At 71.8% G+C, this 19,050-nt stretch carries 20 protein-coding genes; 14 read left to right on the top strand and 6 right to left on the bottom strand.

What is annotated here, in order from left to right; all coding sequences use genetic code 11:
* Positions 1 to 147: 147 nt before the first annotated feature.
* On the top strand, positions 148 to 1,518 hold the full coding sequence (locus tag RGQ06_RS04910; protein WP_432427681.1) for a flavin monoamine oxidase family protein: 1,371 nt from the start codon (positions 148 to 150) through the stop codon (positions 1,516 to 1,518).
* A gap of 7 nt (positions 1,519 to 1,525) precedes the next feature.
* Entirely contained in the window at positions 1,526 to 2,761 is a 1,236-nt protein-coding gene (locus RGQ06_RS04905; RefSeq protein ID WP_432427682.1) for a hypothetical protein, read from the top strand.
* On the opposite strand, the gene RGQ06_RS04900 is transcribed toward RGQ06_RS04905, so the two are convergent.
* Positions 2,762 to 5,281, bottom strand: a complete 2,520-nt coding sequence (locus RGQ06_RS04900) for a penicillin acylase family protein (RefSeq protein ID WP_432427683.1) — start codon at positions 5,279 to 5,281, stop codon at positions 2,762 to 2,764.
* Positions 5,282 to 5,391: 110 nt separating this feature from the next.
* On the opposite strand from RGQ06_RS04900, the gene ric reads away from it, so the two are divergent.
* Positions 5,392 to 6,096: an iron-sulfur cluster repair di-iron protein gene (gene ric / locus RGQ06_RS04895; RefSeq protein WP_432427684.1), complete on the top strand. Its 705-nt coding sequence runs from the start codon at positions 5,392 to 5,394 to the stop codon at positions 6,094 to 6,096.
* 10 nt (positions 6,097 to 6,106) lie between these two features.
* Positions 6,107 to 6,457 carry a hypothetical protein gene (locus tag RGQ06_RS04890; protein WP_432430703.1) on the top strand — a complete coding sequence of 117 codons (351 nt, stop codon included), beginning with the start codon at positions 6,107 to 6,109 and terminating at the stop codon, positions 6,455 to 6,457.
* On the opposite strand, the gene RGQ06_RS04885 is transcribed toward RGQ06_RS04890, so the two are convergent.
* Positions 6,454 to 6,900, bottom strand: coding sequence for a group III truncated hemoglobin (locus RGQ06_RS04885; RefSeq protein ID WP_432427686.1), 447 nt, complete (start codon positions 6,898 to 6,900; stop codon positions 6,454 to 6,456). The genes RGQ06_RS04890 and RGQ06_RS04885 overlap by 4 nt on opposite strands.
* A gap of 71 nt (positions 6,901 to 6,971) precedes the next feature.
* On the opposite strand from RGQ06_RS04885, the gene RGQ06_RS04880 reads away from it, so the two are divergent.
* The 7 genes from RGQ06_RS04880 (at position 6,972) to RGQ06_RS04850 (ending at position 11,974) form a co-directional block, all read left to right on the top strand.
* The gene (locus tag RGQ06_RS04880; RefSeq protein ID WP_432427687.1) at positions 6,972 to 7,244 is read left to right on the top strand and encodes a hypothetical protein; all 273 of its coding nucleotides are present in this window, start codon (positions 6,972 to 6,974) and stop codon (positions 7,242 to 7,244) included.
* Positions 7,241 to 8,677, top strand: coding sequence for a Fe-S cluster assembly protein SufB (sufB, locus tag RGQ06_RS04875; RefSeq protein ID WP_432427688.1), 1,437 nt, complete (start codon positions 7,241 to 7,243; stop codon positions 8,675 to 8,677). The genes RGQ06_RS04880 and sufB overlap by 4 nt, the downstream gene beginning before the upstream one ends.
* Positions 8,677 to 9,426, top strand: coding sequence for a Fe-S cluster assembly ATPase SufC (sufC, locus tag RGQ06_RS04870; RefSeq protein ID WP_432427689.1), 750 nt, complete (start codon positions 8,677 to 8,679; stop codon positions 9,424 to 9,426). Before sufB ends, sufC begins: the two co-directional genes overlap by 1 nt.
* A complete protein-coding gene (locus RGQ06_RS04865; RefSeq protein WP_432427690.1) occupies positions 9,423 to 10,655 on the top strand; it encodes a SufB/SufD family protein in 1,233 nt (410 codons plus the stop codon). The genes sufC and RGQ06_RS04865 overlap by 4 nt, the downstream gene beginning before the upstream one ends.
* Positions 10,652 to 11,206, top strand: coding sequence for a putative Fe-S cluster assembly protein SufT (sufT, locus tag RGQ06_RS04860; RefSeq protein WP_432427691.1), 555 nt, complete (start codon positions 10,652 to 10,654; stop codon positions 11,204 to 11,206). Before RGQ06_RS04865 ends, sufT begins: the two co-directional genes overlap by 4 nt.
* A gap of 99 nt (positions 11,207 to 11,305) precedes the next feature.
* Positions 11,306 to 11,689, top strand: coding sequence for a plastocyanin/azurin family copper-binding protein (locus RGQ06_RS04855; protein ID WP_432427692.1), 384 nt, complete (start codon positions 11,306 to 11,308; stop codon positions 11,687 to 11,689).
* A 54-nt stretch (positions 11,690 to 11,743) separates the two neighbouring features.
* Positions 11,744 to 11,974, top strand: a complete 231-nt coding sequence (locus RGQ06_RS04850; RefSeq protein ID WP_432427693.1) for a hexameric tyrosine-coordinated heme protein — start codon at positions 11,744 to 11,746, stop codon at positions 11,972 to 11,974.
* 8 nt (positions 11,975 to 11,982) lie between these two features.
* Here the strand turns inward: RGQ06_RS04850 and RGQ06_RS04845 are convergent, their stop codons facing one another.
* The 3 genes from RGQ06_RS04845 to RGQ06_RS04835 all read right to left on the bottom strand — a co-directional run bounded on the left by RGQ06_RS04845 (position 11,983) and on the right by RGQ06_RS04835 (position 16,043).
* The gene (locus RGQ06_RS04845) at positions 11,983 to 14,808 is read right to left on the bottom strand and encodes an aconitate hydratase (RefSeq protein ID WP_432427694.1); all 2,826 of its coding nucleotides are present in this window, start codon (positions 14,806 to 14,808) and stop codon (positions 11,983 to 11,985) included.
* A 68-nt stretch (positions 14,809 to 14,876) separates the two neighbouring features.
* Positions 14,877 to 15,632: a DUF1971 domain-containing protein gene (locus tag RGQ06_RS04840; RefSeq protein ID WP_432427695.1), complete on the bottom strand. Its 756-nt coding sequence runs from the start codon at positions 15,630 to 15,632 to the stop codon at positions 14,877 to 14,879.
* Between the two features lie 12 nt (positions 15,633 to 15,644).
* A complete protein-coding gene (locus RGQ06_RS04835; RefSeq protein ID WP_432427696.1) occupies positions 15,645 to 16,043 on the bottom strand; it encodes a YbaN family protein in 399 nt (132 codons plus the stop codon).
* 120 nt (positions 16,044 to 16,163) lie between these two features.
* Between RGQ06_RS04835 and RGQ06_RS04830 the strand changes: the two genes are divergently transcribed.
* The 3 genes from RGQ06_RS04830 (at position 16,164) to RGQ06_RS04820 (ending at position 17,914) form a co-directional block, all read left to right on the top strand.
* A complete protein-coding gene (locus tag RGQ06_RS04830) occupies positions 16,164 to 16,451 on the top strand; it encodes a hypothetical protein (RefSeq protein ID WP_432427697.1) in 288 nt (95 codons plus the stop codon).
* Positions 16,452 to 16,454: 3 nt separating this feature from the next.
* Complete coding sequence (locus RGQ06_RS04825; RefSeq protein WP_432427698.1) at positions 16,455 to 16,823, top strand: group III truncated hemoglobin; 369 nt, start codon at positions 16,455 to 16,457, stop codon at positions 16,821 to 16,823.
* A gap of 98 nt (positions 16,824 to 16,921) precedes the next feature.
* Complete coding sequence (locus tag RGQ06_RS04820; protein WP_432430660.1) at positions 16,922 to 17,914, top strand: integrase core domain-containing protein; 993 nt, start codon at positions 16,922 to 16,924, stop codon at positions 17,912 to 17,914.
* A gap of 49 nt (positions 17,915 to 17,963) precedes the next feature.
* On the opposite strand, the gene RGQ06_RS04815 is transcribed toward RGQ06_RS04820, so the two are convergent.
* Entirely contained in the window at positions 17,964 to 18,971 is a 1,008-nt protein-coding gene (locus RGQ06_RS04815) for an ice-binding family protein (RefSeq protein ID WP_432430564.1), read from the bottom strand.
* Positions 18,972 to 19,050: the final 79 nt, after the last annotated feature.

The raw sequence follows: 19,050 nt of genomic DNA, 5'->3' as shown, positions 1-19,050 counted from the left end.
CGTGGTCTGCCGCCAGTCTGGCCCCGCTCGCCTCGACGGACGGCACGGCTGCTCGTTCTGGGCCGCGGGACACGCCCCCGAGGCGTGCTCGGCAACCCGGTTCGCCATCGGAACGACCCGGTTCCACGGTCGATAAGGTCGCCCGCCATGGCCGACCAGCGTGTGGACGTCGTCGTCGTGGGGGCCGGCTTCGCCGGTCTGACGGCCGCCCGGGAGCTCACCGGCGCGGGCCGGTCGGTGGTGGTGCTCGAGGCGCGGGACCGCGTCGGAGGCCGCACGTGCACCGAGGAGCACCTGGGCACCTGGATCGACCTGGGCGGGCAGTGGATCGGCCCCGGGCAAGACCGCATCGTGGCCCTGGTGGACCAGCTCGGCTTGCGGACCTACCCGCAGACCGAGGCGGGTGACGACGTCATCCTCGACGGCGACGGTGCCCGCCGGGTGGCCAACGTGGCCTTCGGGTTCGACGACGACGAGCTCACCTCGTACCTGGAGCTGGTCGGCGCCCTCGAGGCGATCGCCGAGCAGGTGCCGCTCGAGGCCCCGTGGTCCGCGCCGCGGGCGCAGGAGTGGGACGCCATGAGCCTCGCCGAGTGGGTGCGGACCCGTGGGGTGGTCGAGCGCGTGGCCGGCCTGTTCGAGGTCGGCGTGCAGGCGGTGTTCGCCGCCTCCAGCGCGCAGCTGTCCCTGCTCCACGCCGCCCACTACCTCCACTCCGCCGGGGGCTGGTCGAAGCTCACCGACAGCGAGGGCGGCGCCCAGCAGGACCGGGTCGAGGGTGGGATGCAGCCGGTGGCCGAGCAGCTGGCGTCACGCCTGCCCGAGGGCACGATGCGCCTCTTCCACGCCGTCACCTCGATCGCCCAGCACGACGACGGCGTCCGCATCGGGGTCAGCGCCCCGGCGGGACCGACCGAGCTCGACGCCGACCGCGTCGTCGTCGCCGTGCCCCCGACCCTGGCCGGCCGCATCGCCTACGACCCGCCGCTCGGAGCCCAGCGGGACCAGCTGGTCCAGCACATGCCCCAGGGCTCGGTCGTGAAGTTCCACGTCCTCTACGAGGAGCCGTGGTGGCGCGACGAGGGCCTCTCCGGCATGGTCCTGGCCCCGGGTGAACCGATCGGCGTCACCTTCGACTGCACCCCGCCGGCGGGCCGCCCCGGCCTGATCAGCGGCTTCTTCGAGGGGCCCGCCGCGGTGGCGGCCGGCGAGCAGACGATGGAGGAGCGCCGCGACGTCGTGGTCGACGTGCTGGCCCGGGCGATGGGCGAGCGCGCCCGAGACGTCGCCGGCTACGTCGACCGCGACTGGTCGGCCGAGCCCTTCACCCGCGGGTGCTACGGCGCCCACCTCCCACCCGGCGCCTGGACCGTCTACGGCCCGGCGCTGCGCCGACCGATCGGGCGCATCCACTGGGCCGGCACCGAGACCGCCGAGCACTGGACCGGCTACATCGACGGGGCCATCGACAGCGGCCAGCGCGTCGCCGCCGAGGTCCTGGCCGCGCTCGGGGGCTGACCCCGCCGTGTGCGACACCTTCTGCGTGCGCCGCCCCGGCGGGATGCTGTTCGCCAAGTCCAGCGACCGGCCCGTCGACGAGGCCCAGGTCCTCGAGTGGCTCCCCGGCCGCGACCCGGGCGGGTCGGTCTCCGCCACGTACCTGACGATCCCCGATGCCGGCGCGGCCGCGCTCCTCGGCTCCCGGCCCACGTGGATGTGGGGGCTGGAGCACGGCGTCAACGAGCACCGGGTGGCCATCGGCAACGAGAAGGTGTGGACGGTGGACGACCCCCACGCCGCACCCGAGGCGCTGGTCGGCATGGACCTCGTCCGGCTCGGTCTCGAGCGGGCGACGACGGCCGACCGGGCGGTGGACGTGATCGCCGACCTGCTCGACGCCCACGGTCAGGGTGGCAGCGGGGAGGCAGGTGCGGACGAGCCCTACTGGTCGTCGTTCCTGATCGTCGATCCCGACGGCGGCTGGGTGCTCGAGACCTCCGGGCGGTCCTGGGTGGCCGCCCCCGTCGGCGGGGGTGCCGCCATCTCCAACCGGCTCACGCTCTCGACCGAGTGGACGCGATCCTCCGACGACGTCGAGCGCGGCACGGACTGGGACGGGCGACGGGCGCCGGCAGCACCGACCGGCATCGCCGACCACCGACTGGCCGCCACCCGCCGCTGCGTCTCCACCGGCAGCTCGGTGACCCCGCACCACGCCGTGGCCGCCCTGCGCGACCACGGCGGCGGCCCCTGGGGCCAGCCCGGTTCGACGGGTGATCCGACCCCGGTGCCCGACGGCGTGCACGACGACTGGTCCGGGGTGACCGTGTGCATGCACGTGCGCGACTACCAGTGCACCACGGCGTCGATGGTCGCCGACCTGCCGTCCGATCCGGGTGAGCCGTTGCGGGTCTGGGCGGCGCTGGGGACGCCGTGCAGCAGCGTCTACCTGCCGGTCGCCGTGCTCGGGGACGAGGCCGTCGTCGCGTCCGTCCTCGGCGACGTCGGCGCGTGGCGGTCCTTCAGCGCGCTCAGCCGGGCCGTCGAGCGGCCCGGTGCCGAGGGCGGCGACGCGCTCCTCGCCATCCGCACGTCGCTCGCCACCGTCGAAGCAGCCGCGTGGGCCGACGCGGAGGAGCTGTGGGCGGCGCGAGCCGGCGCGGAACGCTGGCGAGGCGCGGCCGCCGGCTGGGACCAGCTGGTCCGGAGCGCCGTGGCGGACGTGCTGTCCGCCACCTCGGCGCCCCGGCCGGCCGGCTGATCAGCGGGGCGCCAGCTCCAGCAGCTGCTGGTACGTCGGCCGGTTGGTGGCCCGGAAGTCGTCGGGGATGAGCCCGGGGGTGAAGGTGGCGCGCCGCGCCTCGCCCAGCCACGTCGTCGGGTCCGGCCCCCGCTCGCCGGCCAGCTCGTCCACTCGCGCATCGATGGCGGCCCACAGGTCGGTCCGGCAGGCGTCGAGGTCGCCCTCGCCGCAGTAGGCGAGCTGGAACGGGCCCTCGACGTCCTGGCCGAGCAGCGTGCGCAGGTCCTTGTCGACGACGCTCTCGCCGTCGATGCCGCGGAGCGCGATGCCGGCGTCGAGGATGTCGCCGAACACCGGGTCCAGCGCGGCGCGTTCGATGGCCGGCCAGAGCTCGTCGAGCAGGAGCGCGCCGGCCTCGTCGTAGGAGCCGTCCTCGTCGGCATCGAGCAGCGGTGCATCGTCGGAGACCCAGCCGTCGAGGATGTCCACCGCCTGACCCGCCAGGTCCGATGGCGCGTCGCCGCCCTGCAGGACCTCGCTGACGACCGGCCACAGGCTGGCGCGGACGTCCTCGGTCGCGGCCCGGTTCATCACCGACACGACGTCGGCGAGGGTGACCGGGTCCGGCCACTGGTCGAAGTTCTCCACCCGGTGGACCGAGCCGTAGAGCTCGGTGTCGCTGTGCATGAAGCCTGGCGCGGACTGGTTGTTCCAGTTCACGAGGCGGTCGTCGGGGTGGCCGGCGGCGTGGGGGTGCTGGTCGGGCTCGAGGAAGCCCTGCCACTCGTACTCCCCCGTGCCCCAGGTCGGCAGTCGCCGGTCGAGCCCCTCGGCCCGCACGGGCAGCCGGCCGGAGGCGAAGTAGCCGATCTCCTCGCGGTTCACGTAGCCCCAGTTGAAGGTGAAGCCGAAACGGCTGGCCGAGTCCCAGAACTCCTCGGCGGTGCCGGCGTCGCCCTCGGTCATCGACTTCAGGGCGGCCAGGTTCAGTCCGTCCCGGCCGAAGGTCGACCGCTGGCGGGTGAGCGCCACCGGCTGGCCGTCGACGGTGGCCGTGCCGATCACCGGCCCGTGCACCGACACCGGGTAGCGGATCGGCGTGCCGCCGAGGGTGCCGGCCTCGAACTGCTCGAACGGGGTGCACTCGCCCTCGAACAGGTAGGACCCGGACTCGCGGGTGGGCTCGGAGCCGTCGGGCTCGCACAGCTGCTCGGCGAACACGTCGCGCACGTCGAGGCCAGCGGAGGTGAGGCTCCATGCGTAGTCCTGGGTGCGGCCGATGAGCAGGTACATGGCCAGCCCGGGGACGGCGGCGCCCTGGGCCTCGATGCCCGGCCCGCTCAGGTGCACCTGCATGACGATCTCGGGGTAGAAGTAGCCGAGCTGGGGGCCCATGACGCCCAGCGTCGTGCCCTCGGCCGAGGCCTCCGGGGCCACGGTGAGCCAGTTCGACGCCTGGCGGTCGGGCGGATCGCCGGCGGCGTCGACCCGATACGCGGCCTGCTCACCCTCCACGAGCGGCGCTGCCCCCGGGGCCGGCTCGCGGGGATCGAGGGAGATGATCGAGCCCTCGTCGATCGCCACCGACCCGACGACGTCGCCGCCGGTGAAGGTGCCGTAGTCGAAGCGCTCCTCGAGCGTGGTCGGTGCCTCGGGGTCGTCGGTCTGGAGGAGGTCCTCCCAGGCCTGGCGGCCGCGGTCGGGTCCGAGGCGGTTCTCCAGCGTGGAGAGGAACTCGGCGTTCGCGGCCTCGCCGCCGCCACCGGCGCCGAAGATCGAGCCGATGAACGCCGTGGTGGCCACGACGTCCTCGACCGTGAACGGCGCCCGCTCGGTGCCGTCGGGGTTCGCCTCGTAGTACGCGTTGGCGCCGTCGGCGTAGGCCTGCATCTCGGCGACGATCTCCTCGCCCTCCTCGCCGTAGGTCTCGACCAGGAGGTCGACCTGGTCGCGCACGAGCTGCTCGGCTGCCTCGCTCGGGATGAACTCCTGGGCGCTGGTCACCAGCGAGAAGGCGTCGATGCCGGGCACGTCGGCCACCGCGGCGCGCGCCGGGCCCCGCCCGAAGTCGAGCAGGAGGCCGCGGTCGCGGACGCTCACGTACCCGGCGCCGAAGGCCAGGTCCTCACGGGTCTCGCCCTCGATGTGGGCGACGCCGTACTCGTCGTAGACGACCGTGGCGCCGTCACGGCCGACGTCGAGCGGGGTGGTCTCGCCGATGGGCTCGAAGTCCATCGGGAGGAAGAGCTCGTCGATGTCGGCATCGGTGACGTCGCCCCGGAGCGGCGTCAGCCCGTCGTAGAGCGGGAGCTGGTCGAGCGAGTCATCGGTGGTCGGGAGGCCGCCGTAGTTGCCGGGCGGGAGGATGTAGTAGGCGCGGTCCTCGGCGTCGGACGCGGTGACCGTCTCGGTCTCGGTCGCGTCGTCCCCGGCCTGCTCGTCGCCGGAGCCGTCCGACGAGCAGGCAGCGGTGAGGGCGAGGACGAGGGCGACGGCGACGGAGCGTCGCAGCCAGCGGAGGCGATCGGCGGGGGGCACCCGGGCGACGATAGGCGTCGGGACCTTCGACCCTACGACGGGCGACGTCGCGCTCCTACTATTGTTCTGTCAGTCACTAGAAGAACGGCCTGCCGTTCGGAAGGAGCGCCATGACCACCCTCGACGCCTCACGCGGTCAGCTCGATCGGACGTTGGGCGATCTGGTCGCCGAGCGCCCCGCCCGGGCCCGGGTCTTCGAGCGGTTCGGCATCGACTACTGCTGCCACGGGCAGCGCTCCCTGGTCGACGCGGCCGGTGCGGCCGGACTCGACCCCGTCGTGGTGGCCGACGAGCTCGACGCCGTCGTCGACGACGCCGGTGCCGACGTGGACCAGCTCGAGCCGGTGGCCCTCGTCGCCCACATCGTGGGCACGCACCACGCCTACCTGCACGAGGAGCTGCCGCTCCTCGTGGCGCTGGCCGAGAAGGTGCGCGACGTCCACGGCTCCCGCCACCCGGAGCTGGCTCGCGTCGCCGAGCTCGTCACCGAGATCCACGACGACCTCGTCCCCCACCTGGCCAAGGAGGAGCAGATCCTCTTCCCGGCGATCGAGGCATGGTCCGACGGGCAGCGGTCGTTCCCGTTCGGGACGCTGTCCAACCCGGTCCGGATGCTCATGACCGAGCACGATCGGGCCGGGGAGCTGCTGGAGGACCTGCGAGCCGTGACGGACGGCTACCAGCCACCCGCCGACGGCTGCGCCAGCTACGCCTCGCTGTACGACCGGCTGGAGCACCTGGAGCTGGACACCCACCGGCACGTCCACCTCGAGAACAACGTGCTGTTCCCCGCGGTCACGCCCGACGGGTCGTGATCCGCGTCGGATGATGACCGATCCGCCCCGCCAGCTGGACCTGCTCGACGCCGCGCGCGCCGTGCAGCGCGCTGCGACCGACGGCGACGTGGACACCCTCCACGGCGAGGTGTGCCGCCTGCGGAACGCGCTCGTCGAGCACGTGGCCGACCGCGAGCTGGGTGACGGCGAGGGAGTCCAGCGTCGGCTGGCGCGCCACGGCCAGCAGCGGCTCCTGCACTTCATCGACGAGCTGCTGTCGACCACCCACGAGAGCGCCGAGAGCTGCACGTGCCTCGTCCGCGGCGCCGAGCTGCGGTCGCTGCTGATCCGCCAGCTCCGACTCGAGGCCGTCTCCTCCGCTGGCGAACCGCGCCGCTAGCCAGCGTGCCGGGCCGGCACCGAAGGCCGGTCGTCCAGCGTCACGGCCTCCCCGACCAGCTGCTCGCTGTGCACCCTCGCGACGGCGTCGGCCAGGTCACGGGCCCGGTCGGCACGGGGTCCGACCCACCCGAGCTCGATGGTCTCGTGGAACAGCGTGAGCCACCGCCGGAAGTGGGCGGGGGTGAAGGGCGAGCGGGCGTGGATCTCGGCGTGGGAACGGAACGGGTTGCCCGCGTACCCGGGCTCACCGAGCAGGGCCCGAGACCAGAACGCGGTCAGCTTCGGCAGGTGCTCGGACCAGTCGACCTGGGCGACGTCTTCGAAGACGGGGCCGAGCAGGTCGTCCATGGCGACGTCGGCGTAGAAGCGTCGGACCATCTCGGCGATCTCCTCCACGGAGTCGAGGTCCTGGGTGGGGCTGGGTCGGGGGGTGTCTCGCACAGGTGCTCCTGGAGAAGTTCGATCGCGGTGAGATATAGTTCTAGCATCTACTAGAGAAATTGAGGAGCGTCATGACCGAGATCGTGGAGACCATCGAGCGCATCACCTCCGAGAGCGCCGCCTTGCGGGGCGCGCTGATCGGGACGGTGATCGGCTTCTTCGTCGTCGGCGGGTTCACGGTGGCGATCGCCCTCAACGCCGGCACCTCCCTCATCGCGGCCGCAGGGCTCGGTGCCTTCGCCGGGTTCTGGGGCGGACCAGGGTTCGGCGGGATGCTCGGTGCGACCCTGGCCGCGACCCGCAACGAGGAGCGCGAGCGCGCCCACGAAGCCGCCGCAGCATGACCGACATCGTCCAGGAGCTCGTCGAGCGCACGTACGAGTTCGGCTTCCACTCCGACATCGACACCGAGCTGGCCCCCCGTGGTCTGAACGAGGACGTGGTCCGGCTCATCTCGGCCAAGAAGGACGAACCGGAGTGGCTGCTCGAGTGGCGCCTCGCGGCGTACCGGCACTGGACGACGTTGGAGCCGCCGGCGTGGCAGAACGTGCACCACCCGCCCATCGACTTCCAGGACATGCACTACTGGGCGGCGCCGAAGCCGAAGGGGCCGGCACCGGCGAGCCTGGACGAGGTCGACCCGGAGATCCGGGCGACGTTCGACAAGCTGGGCATCTCCCTGGCCGAGCAGGAGCGGCTGTCCGGCGTCGCCGTCGATGCGATCATCGACTCGGTCTCGGTCGCCACCACGTTCAAGGCGACCCTCGCCGAGGCGGGCGTCATCTTCTGCTCCTTCTCCGAGGCGGTTCGGGAGCACCCCGAGCTGGTGCGCCGGTACCTCGGGTCGGTCGTGCCCCCGCGCGACAACTTCTACGCCGCGCTCAACTCGGCGGTGTTCTCCGACGGCTCGTTCTGCTTCGTCCCGGCCGGCGTGCGGTGCCCGATGGAGCTGTCGACCTACTTCCGCATGAACGCGGCCGAGACCGGCCAGTTCGAGCGCACCCTGATCGTGGCCGAGGAGGGTGCGACGGTGAGCTACCTGGAGGGCTGCACCGCCCCCATGCGCGACGAGAACCAGCTCCACGCCGCCGTGGTCGAGATCGTGGCGCTCGACGACTCCGACGTGAAGTACTCGACCGTGCAGAACTGGTACCCGGGCGACGAGAACGGCGTGGGCGGCATCTTCAACTTCGTCACCAAGCGGGGGCGCTGCGGGCACCGGGCCAAGATCTCCTGGACCCAGGTCGAGACCGGCTCCGCCATCACCTGGAAGTACCCCAGCGTGATCCTCCAGGGCGACGACTCGGTCGGCGAGTTCTACTCGGTGGCGGTCACGACCGGCCGCCAGCAGGCGGACACCGGCACGAAGATGATCCACATCGGCAAGAACAGCCGCAGCACCATCGTGTCCAAGGGCATCTCGGCCGGTCGGGCGCAGCAGACCTACCGGGGCCTGGTGAAGGTGCTGCGCTCCGCCACCGGGGCGCGCAACCACACGCAGTGCGACTCGCTGCTCATCGGGTCCGAGTGCGGCGCCCACACGTTCCCCTACATCGAGGTCAAGAACGACTCGGCCCAGGTCGAGCACGAAGCCTCGACCTCGAAGATCAGCGACGACCAGCTCTTCTACTGCCGCCAGCGAGGCCTCGGCGAGGAGGACGCCACGTCCATGATCGTCAACGGCTTCTGCCGGGAGGTCTTCGACGAGCTGCCCATGGAGTACGCGGTCGAGGCCCACGCCTTGATGCGCCTGAGCCTGGAAGGAGCGGTGGGCTGATGCTGCGCATCCGCGACCTGCACGCATCGATCGACGGCAAGGAGATCCTCACCGGCCTCGACCTCGACCTCCCCGCCGGCGAGGTCCACGCCGTCATGGGACCGAACGGAGCGGGCAAGAGCACGTTGTCGAACGTGCTCGCCGGCCGCGACGGCTACGAGGTCCGGGGGACGGCCACCCTCGACGGCACCGATCTCCTGGCCCTCGAAGCCGAGGACCGCGCCACCGCCGGCCTCTTCCTGGCCTTCCAGTACCCGATGGAGCTGCCCGGCGTCGGCAACGCGTACTTCCTGCGCACGTCGCTCAACGCCATCCGCCGGGCCCACGGGCTGGACGAGGTCTCCGCGACCGACTTCCTCTCGGTCGCACGCGAGCACCTCACGGCACTCGACATGGACCCGGCGTTCCTCAGCCGGTCGGTGAACGAGGGCTTCTCCGGCGGGGAGAAGAAGCGCAACGAGATCCTGCAGATGTCGATGCTCCAGCCCCGCCTCGCCATCCTCGACGAGACCGACTCGGGCCTCGACATCGACGCGCTGCGCATCGTCGCCCGGGGCATCGAACGGTTGCGAGGACCGGACCGCTCGATGCTGGTCATCACCCACTACCCGCGCCTGCTCGAGCTGGTCCGGCCCGATCGCATCCACGTCCTCGACGGCGGTCGCATCGTCCGCTCCGGTGGCCCCGAGCTGGCCAACGAGCTCGAGGCGGATGGGTACGTCGGGGTCACCGATCGGATCCCGGCATGACGGTCGCAGCGGACGACGTCATGACCGAGGAGGCCGTCCACGCCCGCACGTGGCTGTGCGAGCACGGGCTCCCCACCGGACGGGAGGAGGACTGGCGCTACACGCCGGTCACCGAGGTCCGCCGTCACCTCGATGCGCTGCCCGAGGCCCCGCCGCGGCAGCGGGAGGTCACCCGGGACGACATCGACCGCCTCGCCGGCCAGCACGGTCCCGTGCGCATCGTGCACGTGGACGGCGTCCACGTCCCGGCGCTCTCGACCGATGCCCTCCCGACCGGCCTGTGGTTCGGGACCACGCACAACCTGTCCGCCCGGGTCCGCCTCCAGCTGACGACCCCGGCCGGGGACCCGCCCGACGGCTTCGAGGCGCTGAACCGCTCGGCATCGCAGGACGTGCTCTACCTGCTCGTGGCGGACGACGCCGACCTGCGGGAGCCGGTGCACGTCGTGCACGTCAGCACGGGCGCCAGCGTGTCCCACCCCCGGCTCGTCGTCGACGTCGGCGTCGGCGGTCGCATCCACCTCGTCGAGAGCCATGTGAGCCTCGACGGAGGTGGCTTCACGAACGCCTCCACCACCGTCCGTCTGTCGGCCCGGTCGCACGCGGACGTGCACCGGGTCCAGGAGCAGGCCACCGATGCGGTGCACGTCGGGCGCCTCGAGCTCCACCACGACGCAGGTGCGCACGCATCGGTCACCGCCCTGTCGCGCGGTGGCGCCATCTCGCGCCTGACGACGGTGGCGCTGCTCCGGGAGCCGGAGGCGTCGTGCACGGTCACCGCCCTGCTCGCTCCCGGGATCGGGGCGCGGCACGACGACGCCGTCACCGTCGACCACCTCGCGTCCCGCTGCACGAGCGACCTCACCGTGCGCAGCGTCGTCCCCGAGCGCGCCCGGGTGACCTCGAGCGGGCACGCCATCGTGCGGCCCGACACGGTCGCCACCGTCGCCCACCAGCGCACCGACAGCCTGGTGCTGCACCCCACGGGTCAGGCGGACAGCCGGCCGTGGTTGGAGATCTTCGCCGACGACGTCCGGGCGAACCACGGCTCGGCCACCGGGCGCCTCGACGACGATGCGCTCTTCTACCTGCGCAGCCGGGGGATCCCCCGTGCCGAGGCACGGGACGTGCTGGTGGGTGCCTTCGCCCGCACCCTCGTCGAACGCATCGATCCACCGTCGCTCCGCGACCAGATCGCGGGCTGGTTCGGCCCGGAGGGCACCGCATGACCCAGACCTGGCACCCCACGATCCTCCAGCGCGACTGCGAGGCGCTCACCGTGCCCCACGGCGAGCGCGTCGCGCTCACGGCCGGCGGCGAGGTCGAGATCACCCAACGGCTCGGGTCGAGCGTCACCGTCCGGACCCAGATGGGCACCCTGCTGCGCATCGACGGCGCCGACGCGGATGCGCTCGGCCTCGATCCCGCACCCGAGACCGCGGTGCGCGTCACGCGCCAGACCGGCACGTTCGACTTCGCCGACGTCACCGCCGCCCTGCGAGGCGTCTACGACCCGGAGATCCCGATCAACATCGTCGACCTCGGCCTGGTGTACCGCTGCGACGAGGTCGCCCTCGATGACGGTCGGCGTTGCATCGAGATCGACATGACGATGACGGCGCCCGGCTGCGGCATGGGCGACGTCATCGCACGCGACGCCGAAGCCGCCGTGCAGCGGGTCGCCGGCGTCGACGAGGTCGACGTGACGATCGTGTGGGACCCGCCTTGGAACCGAGCCCGGATCTCCGAGGCGGCCCGACTGGAGCTCGGCCTCTTCTGAGGTCGGCGCCGGCCCGGAGCGGGGCGACGTCCGCCGCCGGCCCGGTGCGAGCACCATGACCGAGACGACCATGACGACAACGACAAGAGAGGTTCGATGATGCAGGTCCGACGAACGATGGCCCTGGCCGGCGTGCTGGCCCTGGCGTTGACCGCCTGTGGTGGCGATGACGACGATGCCGCGACACCGGCGAGCGACGGCGGCTCCGGTGGCAGCGAGCTCACCGTGATCGCCGAGGACATCGCCTTCCCCGAGGACACCTACCAGGCCGACGCCGGGACCATCGATGTCGTGTACGAGAACGAGGGCGTCATCGAGCACACCCTCCTCGTCGAGGGCGTGGACGACTTCGAGCTGACGGTGGACGCCAACGGTGACGTCGACGAGGGCAGCGTCGATCTCGACGCCGGCACCTACACCCTCTACTGCGACGTGCCCGGCCACCAGGAGGGCGGCATGGTCGCGACCCTCGAGGTGGGCTAGGCCCGAGGCCCCGCTCATCCCCGCCCCATCCGTCTCCGACCTGGAGGTCGACACATGCCACTCATCCCCGACAACACCCTGATCACCGCGACGCCCGAGGAGGGTCGGGAGCTGGCGATCATGATGGCTCGCAAGACCATCGGCGCGATCCAACCTGACGCCGACGCTCGTCAGGGCGTGCGTGCGCTGTACGCCAACGACCCGAGCGCCCTCACCGCGGCGGGGCACGTCGTGGCGATCGAGTTCGCCACCGTCGCGGCGGCGAACGACTACTGGCGGGGCTGAGCGCCTACTCAGCTGGCGAGGTCGCGCAGCACGTACTGCAGGATGCCGCCGTGGCGGTAGTAGGCGGCCTCCATCGGGGTGTCGATGCGGGTGCGCACCTCGAACGTCGTGCCGTCGGCCTCGACGGAAAGCGTCGCCCCGATCAGGTCCTCCTCCGACCGTCCGTCGAGCCCGCGGATGTCGATGACCTCGCGGCCGGTCAGGCCGAGCGAGGAGGCGTCCTGGCCGCCCACGAGCTCGAGGGGTAGCACCCCCATGCCGATCAGGTTCGACCGGTGGATCCGCTCGAAGGACGTGGCGATGACCGCACGGACACCGAGCAGCAGGGTGCCCTTGGCCGCCCAGTCGCGCGACGAGCCGGACCCGTACTCGGCACCGGCCAGCACCACGAGCGGCACGCCGTCGCGGCGGTAGCGCTCGGCCGCTTCGTAGATGGTCATCTGCTCGCCGCTCGGCTGGTGGGTCGTGACACCGCCCTCCGTGCCCGGCGCCAGCTGGTTGCGGAGCCGGATGTTGGCGAACGTGCCCCGCACCATCACCTCGTGGTTGCCGCGCCGGGAGCCGTAGGAGTTGAACTCCTCGACCGGCACGCCCTGGTCCTGCAGCCAGCTCCCCGCTGGGCCGTCGGCCTCGATCGCGCCGGCGGGGGAGATGTGGTCGGTGGTCACGCTGTCGCTGAGCAGCGCGAGCACCCGTGCGCCTTCCACGTCGGTGATCGGCGCCGGCTTCGGCCCCATCCCGTCGAAGAAGGTGGGCTGGCGGATGTAGGTGGAGTCCTCGCTCCACTCGTAGCGGTCGCCGCTCGACAGCGGGAGGGAGCGCCACTGCTCGTCGCCCTCGTAGACCTCGGCGTAGCGCCGGGTGAACATCTCGGTCTCGAGCGCGGCGTCGATGACCTCCTGGACCTCCGCCGGCGTCGGCCAGATGTCGCGGAGATGGACAGGCTCGCCGTCGTCGCCGGTGCCGAGGGGCTCGCTGAACAGGTCGACGTCCATCCGGCCGGCGAGGCCGTAGGCCACCACCAGCGGCGGTGAGGCCAGGTAGTTCATCCGCACCTCGGGGTGGATGCGGCCTTCGAAGTTGCGGTTGCCGGACAGCACCGACACCACCGCCAGGTCACCTTCCCCGATGGCAGCGGAGATGTCCGGGGCCAGCGGCCCCGAGTTGCCGATGCAGGTGGTGCAGCCGTAGCCGACGAGCTGGTAGCCGAGCTCGTCGAGGTAGGGCGTGAGCCCGGCCCGCTCGAAGTAGTCGGTGACCACCTGGGACCCGGGCGCCAGCGTGGTCTTCACCCACGGCTTCGTCCGCAGGCCGCGCTCCACGGCCTTCTTCGCCAGCAGGCCGGCGGCGACCATGACCGACGGGTTCGACGTGTTGGTGCAGCTGGTGATGGCGGCGATGACCACCGAGCCGTCGCTGAGCTCGAAGGTCTCCTCTCCTCGCTCGACCGTGACGCGCGGCGACGCCACGTGCTGGTGGCCGTCGTGGTCCCTCGGCGCCCGCTCGGGCTCCGGAGCGGGCTCGTCACCGTCCAGCGCCGGGGGGTCGCTGGCCGGGAAGGACTCGGCCGAGGCCTCGTCCACGCCGGTGCGCACCTCGACCGGCTGCTGCTGGGCCGGCACGCCGGGCTTCGGGCCACCGCCGGTGCCGCGCCGGTCGGCGATGTCGGCGAGCGCATCGGCGAACATCGCCTTCGAGCGGTCGAGGGGCACGCGGTCCTGCGGTCGCGCAGGGCCGGCGAGGCTCGGCACCACGGTGGACAGGTCGAGGGACAGGTGCTCGGAGTACCGGGCGGTGGTGCTCGGGTCGTGCCACAGGCCCTGCTCCTTCGCGTAGGCCTCCACGAGCGCGACCTGCTCGTCAGCTCGGCCGGTGAAGCGGAGGTAGCGCAGCGTCTCGGCGTCGATCGGGAAGATCGCGCACGTGGCGCCGTACTCGGGCGTCATGTTGCCGATCGTCGCCCGGTTCTCCAGGCTCACCGCGGAGACGCCGGGCCCGTGGAACTCGACGAACTTGCCCACCACGCCGTGCCCTCGCAGCAGCTCGGTGACGGTCAGCACGAGGTCGGTGGCGGTCGACCCTTCGGGCAGCTCGCCGGTGAGCTCGAAGCCGACCACCCGTGGGGTGAGCATCGAGATCGGCTGACCGAGCATCGCCGCCTCGGCTTCGATGCCGCCGACGCCCCAGCCGAGCACGCCGAGGCCGTTCACCATCGGTGTGTGCGAGTCCGTGCCGACGAGGGTGTCGGGGTAGGCCATGCCGTCGTCGTCGACGAACACGACGCGGGCCAGGTGCTCGAGGTTCACCTGGTGGCAGATGCCGGTGCCGGGCGGGACGACGGTGAGGCCGTCGAAGGCCTGCTGGCCCCATCGGAGGAACTGGTACCGCTCACGGTTGCGCTCGTATTCGATCTCCACGTTGCGGGCGAAGGCATCATCGCTCGCCCACACGTCGGCGACCACGGAGTGGTCGATGACCAGCTCGACCGGCACCAGCGGGTTCACCGAGGAGGCGTCGCCTCCGAGGGCTTCGATGGCGTCGCGCATCGCGGCCAGATCGACCACGGCCGGGACGCCGGTGAAGTCCTGCAGGAGGATGCGGGCGGGGGTGAACGCCAGCTCCCGTGGCTGCGCGGCCTGTGGGTCCCACGCGGCGAGCGCCGCGACGTCGTCATCGGAGACCGTCGCCGCGCCGGCGTGGCGCGCCAGGTTCTCGAGCAGCACCTTGAGCGAGTACGGCAGACCGGCCACATCGCCGTGGTCGATGTCTGCGATCGGGTGGTACCGGTACGAGCGATCGCCGACCGAGAGCGCCTGGATCTGCGTGAGGGTCATGCCTGGTGCACTACCACGCCTGCCGTCGGTCTGCACCCGTTCCCTGGTCGACGGGTGGCCGTACCCGCTCAGCCGGCTCCGGGCCGCCAGGCGCCCTTGCCCAGCAATCGCTGCGCCATGGCCCATGCCACACCGGTGCCGCGCTTCTTGGCCCGCTCGGCGTTCGGTCCCGTCCAACCGGCGTCGACGGTCTCGTGGAAGATCTCGAGCCAGCGGTCGAGCGCCTCCGGCGTCAACGCCCGGCGCTCGTGGACCTCGCGGTGCCGTTCGATCGGGTCGACGGGGTAGTCGGGGGCGTACAGCAGGGCGTGGTTCCAGAAGTCGGCGACGCTGCCGATGAGCGCCTGCCAGTCGATGAAGTCGCCACCGGTGGCGAAGTACGGCTCGAGGACGTCGTCCTGGACCACCACGGCGTACTGGCGGGTGACCATCTCGAAGATCTCGTCGGGGTCGTCGAGGTCCCGGCCCCGGTGCTCCCACGGCCCGGCGGCACGGGGCGAAGGGGGTGGCTCGGGGTGCAGGTCGGGGACCATCCCGGCGTCGGGCTCCCGGTGGAACTGCAGGTGGAACCGTGCATCGGTCGAGGGGTCCACGCGGTGGAGCACGTCGGGCGGGATGACGATGCTGTCGCCGGCCTCGAGGCGCTCGTGACGGGGCTCGTCACCCTCCAGGTCCGAGTAGTCGACGTCTCCCTCCTGCACGTGCAGGGTGGCCCACACCGTGGTGCGGTGGGAGGTCGCGAGCGGTGCCGGGAGGGACTCGAAGTCGAACACGGGAGTGCGACGGGCTTCGACCAGTCCGACCGGGAGCGTCACGTCAGCCATGCCGGAGGCCTATCACCATTGACGTCCGCCCTGGCCGGCCTCGATGACGTGCTCGCGGGTCGGCACGTGCCAGGCGACGACGGCGATGCCGATGGCAGCGAGCACGCCGATCCCGATGCTGACAGCAGGGCGGGAGGCGACGGCGATCGCCAGCGCGCTGAACCCGGTGATCGACGCGATGGCGGCGAACTTGGCCCGGCGGGGCATGCCCAGCCCGGCGCGGTGGTCGCGCACCATCTGGCCGACGCCGGGAAGCCCCAGCACCCACTGCTCGAGCCGGGGACTGGACCGGGTGAAGCAGGCGGCCGCGCCGATGAAGAAGATCGTCGACGGCAGGCCCGGGACGACGACGCCGAGACCGCCGAGCCCCACGCAGCCGAGGCCGGCGAGCAGCCACAGGAACCGGGCCACCGGGCCGGCCCTCGGGCTCGGCTCGCATCTCCGGTCGCCGTCAGGTGCGGACATCGTGAGCATCGGGGACGTGGTCAGATCCGTTGTTCTAGCGCGTGATGCAAATACTACGCTAGGAGGATGCCGGCAGAGACCCACAGCCACAGCGACCCGGTGACCGTCGAGGACGTGCTGGAGCTGCTCGCCACGGTGGTCCACGACGGCGACGGGCTGGACCCGGCGACGCCGGTCGAGGTCCTCGGCCTCGACGACGACCTCGCCCTGCTGTCGTTCTGGGATGTGGTGGCAGAGGAGTTCGGCGAGCGGACGCTCGGCGAGCCCGACATCGAGGAGCTGGCCGGCTGCCGGACGGCGATCGAGCTCGCGGAGGCGGTCGCCCGGTCCTTCGCTGCCGAGCTGACGGCGTAGCCCGTGCCCGATCTGGACGACCGCGCCGCGATCCACGACCTGGTCGTCCACTTCTACCGGGAGGTCGCCTTCGACGACCTGCTCGGGCCCGTCTTCGGTGAGGTCGCCGAGGTCGATTGGGCCGAGCACATCCCGCGGCTCATCGGCTACTGGTGCCGCGTGCTGCTGGATCACCCGAGCTACGACGGGCGCATCCTGGCCGCGCACCAGCGAGTGCACGCCGAGCAGCCCTTCGAGCCCGAGCTGTTCGACCGGTGGTACCGGCTCTTCGTCGAGTCGGTCGACCGCGGCTGGTCCGGGTCGCAGGCCGAGCGGGCCAAGCGCCACGCGGCCCACATGGCCGGCGTGATCGCCCGTCGCCTCGCCGGCTAGATCTTGCTGTCCGGGGGTTGAGGTTGCAGGTCCCTCTACAGAGGGGCCTGGTGATGGACCCTGTGGTTCCTTCCACAGATCCAAAGGAACCCATCACCATGACCACCTCTGCAGAGATCATCTACCACCGGCGCGTCCGGTTGCTTGATCTCGCTGAAGAACTCGGCAACATCTCCGCCGCCTGCCGCCAGATCGGCGTGTCCCGCACCCGCTACTACGAATGGAAGAACACCTCCGAGCTCTACGGGCTCGAGGCGCTGTGGCCCAGAGACCGGCGCCGCCCGGCCCAGCCCAGCGAGACCCCGACCCACGTGGTCGCCGACCTGCTCGCCGTTGCCGTAGTCGAGCCGACGCTCGGCTGCCGCCAGCTCGCCGACCGGCTCCAGGAGCTGGGCTATGAGATCGGCAAGACGACCGTGCAGCGGATTCTGGTCGACCACGGCCTGGGTCGGCGCCGCCAACGCATCGCCCGGGCTGCGGCAATCGCTGCGCTGGCCGGGATCATTACCGAACCGGTCACCGAAGCGCTGGGCGAGCCGTTCGGGTTCTGCCACTGGGCCGGCCACCCTGGCGATCTCGTGGCCGTGGACAGCTTCTACATCGGCAACCTCAAAGGCGTGGGCAAGGTGTACCAACTCACCGCCGTGGACACCTGCACCCGATGGGCGATCGTGAAGCTCATCATCGGGCCGGTCACCACCGCCGACACGATCCGCTTCATCGACCACGTCCGCACCACGATGCGCCGCCTTGGGATCCCGCTCCGGCGGGTGCTGTCCGACAACGGACCCGAGTACAAGGGACTCGCGTTCCGGCACCACCTCGCCGAGATCGGCATCGACCACGTCCGGATCCCGCCCCGCTCACCGAACCACAACGCCGTGTGCGAACGGTTCCAGGGCACGATGCTCCAGGAGTGCTGGCGGCCAGCGTTCCACCGACGCCACTTCAACTCGGTCCGCCAGCTCCAGGCCGAAGCCAACGCCTGGCTGATCCGCTACAACACGCGGCGACGCAACCACGGCGACTACATGGCCGGCCGCAAGCCCTCCGAGATCCTCGACACCCACCGCCGCCGCCAAGCAGCATGACCATCAACCACAGGGCCCATCTGTCACCTCGAACCCCGGCCTGGAAGGGCTAGATCGTCGAGGAGCGGCGCACCATCGCGGCACCCAGCAGGAGGGCGACCGCGCCACCGATCGCGAGGACCGTGAGGCCGGAGCCGGTCCGAGGCAGCGACGTCGTGGGTGTGCCGCCTCCGCCGCCGGTGAGCGTCGCGGGCGTCGCCGTCGTGGGCGTGGTGGACGGAGTGGGCCCGCTCGCCTCCGTGGTGGTCGGGGCGGTGGTGGCGGTCGGCGCGGCGGTGGTGGTCGTGGGGGCGACGGTCGTGCTGGTGTCAGCGGTGGTCGTCGTGGTGGTCGGTGCGGTCGTGGTCGTCGCTGTGGCGCAGGCGGTGGTGGTGATGACGTTGTTGTCGAGGGTGACCGCGCCGTTGCGGGCGAGCAGGCGTCCCTGGACCGTGGCGCCGTTGTCGGCGGTGATCGAGGTGAGGGCGAGCACCGTGCCGACGAACTGGGTGGAGGTCCCGAGCGTCGCCGAGCTGCCGACCTGCCAGAAGACGTTGCAGGCCTGGGCGCCGTTGATCATGTTGACCCGGCTGCCGCTCGCGGTGATGAGGGTGCTGCCCGCCTGGAAGACGAAGACGGCGTCGGGGTCGCCCTGCGCGTCGAGCGTGAGCGTGCCGGTGATGCCCAGGGTTCCGTTGCGGTACACGCCGGGCTCGAGCGTCCGGCCACCGAGCTCGACGGCCACGGCGGTGGCGGGGGTCTGGGAGGCCGCGGTGTTGTAGGCGGTGGTGGTGTCGGTCTGCGCCTGCGCGGCGGTTGCGTCTGCGCTGTGGATGGTGCCGCCGACGATGCCGGGCGGGAAGCCGGTGATGGCGGTGCCGGGGCTGACGCCGAGGCTGCCGGTGACGGTGGTCGGCCCGGTGTTGGTGACCGTGGAGCCGGCGAGCACGGAGAACTCGTTCGCCGTACCGAGGCCGACGGCCGTGGCGGCGCCGGCGGGCAGCGTCCCGATGACGAGGGAGGCGGCGCCCAGGGCGAGGAGGGAGCGGCTGAGCAGCCGGGAGGTGCGGGATCTCATGTGGACGTTGCCTTCGAAGAGTCGAGCCCCGGGAACGGCGACCACCGGCGGCGGCCGATCGGTCACGGAACGAAGCCCC

The organism is Salinilacustrithrix flava, from assembly GCF_041228405.1.
In the GTDB taxonomy this organism is placed as follows: domain Bacteria; phylum Actinomycetota; class Acidimicrobiia; order Acidimicrobiales; family Salinilacustritrichaceae; genus Salinilacustrithrix; species Salinilacustrithrix flava.
Note: the sequence above shows the minus strand (reverse complement) of the source record. Positions and strands in the feature narration are given on the sequence as shown.